Origin of the sequence: Nocardia farcinica (assembly GCF_029867845.1) — a bacterium.
Taxonomy (GTDB): Bacteria; Actinomycetota; Actinomycetes; order Mycobacteriales; family Mycobacteriaceae; genus Nocardia; species Nocardia farcinica_A.
The window spans coordinates 1-5,837 of the sequence record NZ_JARWRU010001310.1; the positions used below are offsets into that span (position 1 = coordinate 1).

A 5,837-nucleotide genomic window follows, 5' to 3' on the forward strand; every position below is an offset into this window, starting at 1 on the left:
GGCCATCCTCGACCCCGCCCCCGGTGCCACCGGCGGCACCGTGCCCATCCCCCCCGCCGCCGAACTCGACCGGCTGGGGGCGGCGGCGCGCCGGGCGGGGCCGGTGTGGGCGCGCACCTCCGCGGTCGAACGCGCCGCCGCCCTGCGCGCCGCCGCTGCCTCGCTGCGCGAGCACGCGGGCGAACTGGCCGAGCTCAACGAACGGGAGACCGGCCGACCGCGCGCCGAGGCGGCCGAAGGGGTGGTCGCGGGCGCGGCGACGCTCGAGCAGTACGCCGAACTGGGACCGCTGCACCGCGGACACACCTTGCACGGCGACCATGACGCCACCGACCTCATGGTGTGGGAGCCGCGGGGCGTGGTCGCGGCCCTCACCCCGTGGAACGACCCGGTCGCGGTCTCCTGCGGCCTGCTCGGCGCGGCCCTGGTCACCGGCAACACCGCCGTCTACAAGCCCAGCGAGCGCGCACCGCACACTGGCGCCCGCCTGGGTGAACTGCTCGCGGCCGAGCTGCCCGCCGACGTGCTGCGGATCGCGCAGGGCGACGGACGGATCGGCGCGCACCTGGCCGCCCACCCCGACGTGGCCGTGGTCGCGCACGTCGGCAGCACCGACGCGGGCCGGTCCATCGCCCGCAACACCGCCACCACCGGGGCGAAGGCGCTGCTGGAGAACGGCGGCAACGACGCCATGATCGTCGACGCCGGAGTCGACCCGGTGTGGGCCGCCGGTCAGGCCGCGCTCGGCGCGTTCGCCAACTCCGGTCAGATCTGCGTCTCGGTGGAACGGATCTTCGTGCACCGCGACGTGGCCGAGCCGTTCCTGTCCGCGCTGGCCACCGAGGCGCAGGCCTGGCGCACCGCCCCGCTGGTCGACCGCCGCCACCGCGACCAGGTGCACGCCCAGGTCCGCGACGCCGTTGAGCGCGGAGCCGAACCGCTCACCGGCGCGATGCTGCCCGAGGGCGAAGGCGCCCACTATCCGGCCACCGTGCTCGCCCATTGCGATCCCGGCATGCGCGTCATGCGCGAGGAGACCTTCGGACCGGTCGCGCCGGTCCGGGTGGTGAGCACCTTCGACCAGGCGCTCGCCGAGGCCGCCGCCGACGAATACGGGCTGGCGGCCTGCGTGCTCACGCCCTCCATGGCCAACGCCCAGCGCGCCTGGCGCGAGCTGCCGGTGGGGACGGTGAAGATCAACGCGGTGTTCGGCGGGGCACCGGGCGGAGCCGCGCACCCGCGCCGGGCCAGCGGTTCCGGCTTCGGGTACGGCCCCGAACTGCTGGACGAGATGACCCAGATGAAGGTCGTGCACCTGCGTCCCGCGCCGACGGCATGAGGGGCAGGCAGCCGACGACTGGCGGCTCAGCCGCACCCCCCGACCAGCTGGCCTCGGTCTTCGCCCGCCTGGACGAGGACCCGATCACCCCGGAGCTGCGCGAATCCCCCGTGCCGAGCCCGGACTGGCTGCCCGGGCCCGCGCTGCCGTGGGTGCTGCGCGAGCGGCGGGTCGTCCCCGAGCCGGTGGCGGCGGGGCTCGTCCTGCTCGAGGAGTCCCAGCGCCGCTCGACCGCGCGCCGGTACGTCGGCTGAGTCCGCGCGGTCGCTACCGCACGGCCACCCGGCCCGGACAGAACTGCCGGTAGAGGTCGAACAGTTCGTCCGAGGTCACCTCCCGGCCGGTCGCGTCGGTGTGTGCCTGCACGTGCCGGGCGAACTCGATCTGCTGCTGCCGGGACAGCTCGATGCCGTGGTCGCGGGCCAGCAGGTAGGCGATGCCGCCCTTGCCGGACTGCGAGTTCACCCGGATCACCGCCTCGTAGGTGCGGCCGAGGTCGGCCGGGTCGATCGGCAGATACGGTACGCGCCAGGCGAGTTCGCGCTCCGGCGTGGCTTCGGCGGCGGCGCGGGCCCGGTGCTCGGCGAAGCCCTTCTTGATGGCGTCCTGGTGGGTGCCGCTGAACGCGGTGTGCACCAGATCGCCCGCGTAGGGATGCCGGGGGTGCACCTCGATCCGGTTGCAGTGTTCGACCACGCGGCGGATCGCGTCGATGTCGGAGAAGTCGATCATCGGGTCGACGCCCTGGGCGTGCAGGTTCAGCGCCAGGGTCACCAGGTCGACATTGCCGGTGCGTTCGCCGTTGCCGAACAGGCAGCCCTCCACCCGCTGCGCGCCGGCCGGCACGGCCAGTTCCGCGCAGGCGACGCCGGTGCCGCGATCGTTGTGCGGGTGCACCGACAGGATCACCGACTCGCGGCGGGCCAGGTTTGCGTGCATGTACTCGATCTGGTCGGCGTAGACGTTCGGGGTGGAGACCTCGACGGTGGCGGGCAGATTCAGGATCACCGGGCGGTCGGGGCAGGCGTCCCACAGCGCGGTCACGGCGTCGCACACCGCGAGCGCGTAGTCCGGCTCGGTCAGATTGAACACCTCGGGGGAGAATTCGAAACGCACGTTCGGCAGGTCACCGGCGCAGGCGAGCACATCGCGAGCGCCCGCGAGGATCAGCTCGGTCAGCGCGGCGCGGTCGTGCCCGAGCACGACCTCACGCCACACCGGGGCGGTGGCGGTGTACATGTGGATCACGATGTCGTTGGTGATGCCGCGCACGGATTCGACGGTGCGCTCGATCAGGTCGCGGCGGGCCGGGGTGAACACCACCACGGTGACGTCCTCGGGCGCGAAGCCGGTCTCGGCGATCAGGCGCACGAAGTCGAAATCGGTCTGCGAGGCCGAGGGGTAGCCGACCTCGATCTCCTTGTAGCCCATGGCCACCATGAGTTCGAAGAAGCGGCGCTTGCGGTCGGGGTCCATCGGTTCGGTGAGGGCCTGGTTGCCGTCGCGCAGGTCGACCGGCACCCACAGCGGGGGCTCGGTGATCCGGTTGGACGGCCAATTCCGTTGGGTGGGCGCGAGTTCCACCCGGGAGAACACATCGCGGTAGCGATGCGAGGGCATCTGGGAGCGGCGCTGGCGATTCCATCGAGGCGCGTGCGCGGGGATCTCGCCCGCCGGGGTGGCGATGGTGGGGAACGGGGTCTGGATCATCACGGTTCCTGCTTGCTCGGGAAGTCGGGTGACCGGCGCAGACAACTCCACGGCGGGAGCCGGTCCGGCTAGACCCCGCCGTGGCAGCGAAGGAGGAGGAAGCGATGATGTCCGAGCACGGCTAGAATCTAGCACAACTCCTCAGACAAGTAGCGAAGTGGAGATCGAAAGTGCAGGTGCGCAGGGCATCCATGGCCGACCAGGCGGCCGAGCTGCTGCTGGAACGGATCAGGTCCGGCGAATGGGCGCTCGGCGCGCGGCTGCCGGGGGAGACCACGCTGGCCGCCCAGCTCGGGGTCGGGCGCTCCACGATCCGCGAGGCCGTCCGTCAGCTCGCGGGCAAGGGCGTGCTCGACTCCCGGCAGGGGGCGGGGGTTTTCGTCACCGCGCTGGACGTGCGCGAGGACTGGGACACCGTGCTGCGCCGGGCCGACATCGTGGCGGTCATCGAGGCCCGCGTGGCCATCGAGGCCGAGGCCGCCGCGCTCGCCGCGCAGCGCCGCACCCCGGCCGACCTGCGCGCCATCCGCCGGGCGCTGGCGGCACGGGCCGCGCACCGCTCGGGCATCGAGGAACATGTCGACGCCGACACCGCCTTCCATCGCGGCATCGTCGTCGCCGCCCACAACCCGCTCCTGGTCGAGCTGTTCGACGGCTTCACCCCTCGGGTGCGCCAGGCCATGATCGAGATGCTGCGCCTGCGAACGGAATTCGGCAGCGATGCCGACCACGACGCGCACGTGGAACTCTTCGACGCCATCGCCGCGCGCGATACCGAGGCGGCCGTGCGCCGCTGCCGCACCCACCTGGATTCGCTCAAGGAAGGACTCGCATGAGCGCCGCCGTCCCCGAACCGCCCGCCGTCCCCGAACCGCCCGCCGTGCTCGAATTGCGCGGCGTGACCTTCCGCCGCGACGGCGTGCAGATCCTGCACGGGGTCGACCTCACCGTCCGGGCGGGCGAGCACTGGGCGCTGCTCGGACCCAACGGCGCGGGCAAATCCACCATCCTCGGCTTCTGCGGCGCGCGCACCCACCCCACCTCCGGCGCCGTCGACGTGCTCGGCCGCCGCCTCGGCCGGGTGGACACGCAGGAACTACGCCGCCACATCGGCCATGTCGACCCCCGCCACCCGCTGCGCTCGCCGCTGTCGGTGCGCACGGTCGTGCTGACCGGCGTCACCGGCACCATCGAGACGCCCCTGCGCTGGCAGCCGACCGCCGAACAGCTCGACCGGGCCGACGCGCTGATCGCCGAGGTCGGTCTGTCGGCCCGGCGGGACGCGCTGTGGCCCACCCTTTCCCAGGGTGAACGCGGCCGCGCGTTGATCGCCCGCGCGTTGATCGCCGAACCCCGGCTGCTGCTGCTCGACGAACCCACCACCGGCCTGGACGTCGCGGCCCGGGAACAACTGCTGGAGACCGTCGACGCCCTGCCCCGCACCGCGCCGGAGCTGGCCTCGATCCTGGTCACCCACCATCTCGAGGACCTGCCGGAGACCACCGGGCACGCGCTCGTCCTCGCCGACGGGCGGGCCGTCGCCGCCGGAACGGTCGAGGACGCGGTCACCACCGAGACCATCAGCCGCGCCTTCGCCCACCCCATCGAGGTCACACGGACCCACGGACGCTGGCACGCCCGCGCCCGCCGCGGCGCGCCCATGCCGGACCGGCCGCCCGCTCTCGTCTGAGCCTCCGGCCCGCACCGTGTAGCGCTCGGGTGGGTGGGTAGGCGCCTGGCGAGACCGTTCGGCCAACGGACCGTCGCCGAAGGAGGAGCGAACATGCGAGTCGTCGTGGTCGGTGCCACCGGCAATGTCGGGACCAGTGTCATCGAGGCGCTACTGGAGGATTCGGCGGTCGAATCGATCGTCGGGATCGCGCGCCGGGTGCCGGACAAACACCTGGACCGGGTGAGCTGGGTCGGCGCCGACATGCGCGAGGACGACCTGGAGAGCCACTTCCACGGCGCGGACGCGGTGGTGCACGTGGCGTGGCTGTTCCAGCCCGCCCGGCGGCCCATGACCACCTGGTCCGCCAATGTGGGCGGAACCGAGAAGGTGCTGCGCGCGGTCGCGGCGGCGCAGGTGCCCGCCCTCGTCTACGCCTCGTCGGTGGGCGCCTACTCGCCCGCCGAGAGCGACGAGCGGGTGCCGGAGAGCTGGCCCACCGACGGCTGGCAGGCCGCGGCCTACACCAGGGAGAAGGCCTACGTCGAACGGCTGCTCGACCTGTACGAGGCGCAGAATCCGCGGACCAGGGTGGTGCGGCTGCGCCCGGGCTTCATCTTCCGCCGGGAGACGGCCGGGGAGCAGCGGCGGTTGTTCATGGGACCGCTGGTACCCAACCGGCTGGTGCGGCCCGGCCTGGTGCCGGTACTGCCGCTGCCGCGCGGGCTGCGCTTCCAGGCGGTGCACTCGGCCGACATCGGCCGCGCCTTCGCCACCGCCGTGCTCTCCGACGCGCGCGGCCCGTTCAACCTCGCCGCCGAACCGGTGATCGACGCCGCCGTGCTGGGGGAGTTGTTCGGCGCCCGCCCGCTGCCCCTGCCCTACAGCGCGGTCCGCTCCGCCCTCGCCGCGGCCTGGCACGCCCGCATGGTGCCCGCCCCGCCGGAGCTCTACGACGCCTTCATGCATCTGCCGCTCATGGACTCCGGCCGCGCCCGCGCCGACCTCGGCTGGGAGCCGTACCACACCGCCGACGAGGCGCTGCGCGAACTGCTCATCGGCCTGCGCACCGACGCCGGCGGCGACACCCCGCCGCTGGACGCGCACGCGGGCGGGCCG

Annotated in this window: 5 protein-coding genes and 1 pseudogene; 5 read left to right on the forward strand and 1 reads right to left on the reverse strand. The window is 73.2% G+C overall.

Annotated features, from left to right (window positions below; translation table 11 throughout):
• Window positions 1-4 precede the first annotated feature (4 nt).
• On the forward strand, window positions 5-1,339 hold the full coding sequence (locus QH283_RS29355; RefSeq protein WP_432420808.1) for an aldehyde dehydrogenase family protein: 1,335 nt from the start codon (window positions 5-7) through the stop codon (window positions 1,337-1,339).
• A complete protein-coding gene (locus QH283_RS29360; protein ID WP_280506166.1) occupies window positions 1,336-1,593 on the forward strand; it encodes a hypothetical protein in 258 nt (85 codons plus the stop codon). Before QH283_RS29355 ends, QH283_RS29360 begins: the two co-directional genes overlap by 4 nt.
• Before the next feature lie 49 nt (window positions 1,594-1,642).
• Here QH283_RS29360 and QH283_RS29365 read toward each other — a convergent pair.
• Window positions 1,643-3,049, reverse strand: a pseudogene (locus tag QH283_RS29365) (2-isopropylmalate synthase); the annotation flags it as partial.
• A gap of 191 nt (window positions 3,050-3,240) precedes the next feature.
• Between QH283_RS29365 and QH283_RS29370 the strand changes: the two are divergent.
• From QH283_RS29370 to QH283_RS29380, 3 genes are all read left to right on the forward strand, one after another.
• Window positions 3,241-3,885: a FadR/GntR family transcriptional regulator gene (locus tag QH283_RS29370; RefSeq protein ID WP_280506167.1), complete on the forward strand. Its 645-nt coding sequence runs from the start codon at window positions 3,241-3,243 to the stop codon at window positions 3,883-3,885.
• Window positions 3,882-4,739, forward strand: a complete 858-nt coding sequence (locus QH283_RS29375) for an ABC transporter ATP-binding protein (protein WP_280506168.1) — start codon at window positions 3,882-3,884, stop codon at window positions 4,737-4,739. Before QH283_RS29370 ends, QH283_RS29375 begins: the two co-directional genes overlap by 4 nt.
• Before the next feature lie 93 nt (window positions 4,740-4,832).
• Window positions 4,833-5,837 (forward strand): NAD-dependent epimerase/dehydratase family protein (locus tag QH283_RS29380; RefSeq protein WP_280506169.1); only part of this gene is annotated, 1,005 nt, incomplete at its 3' end.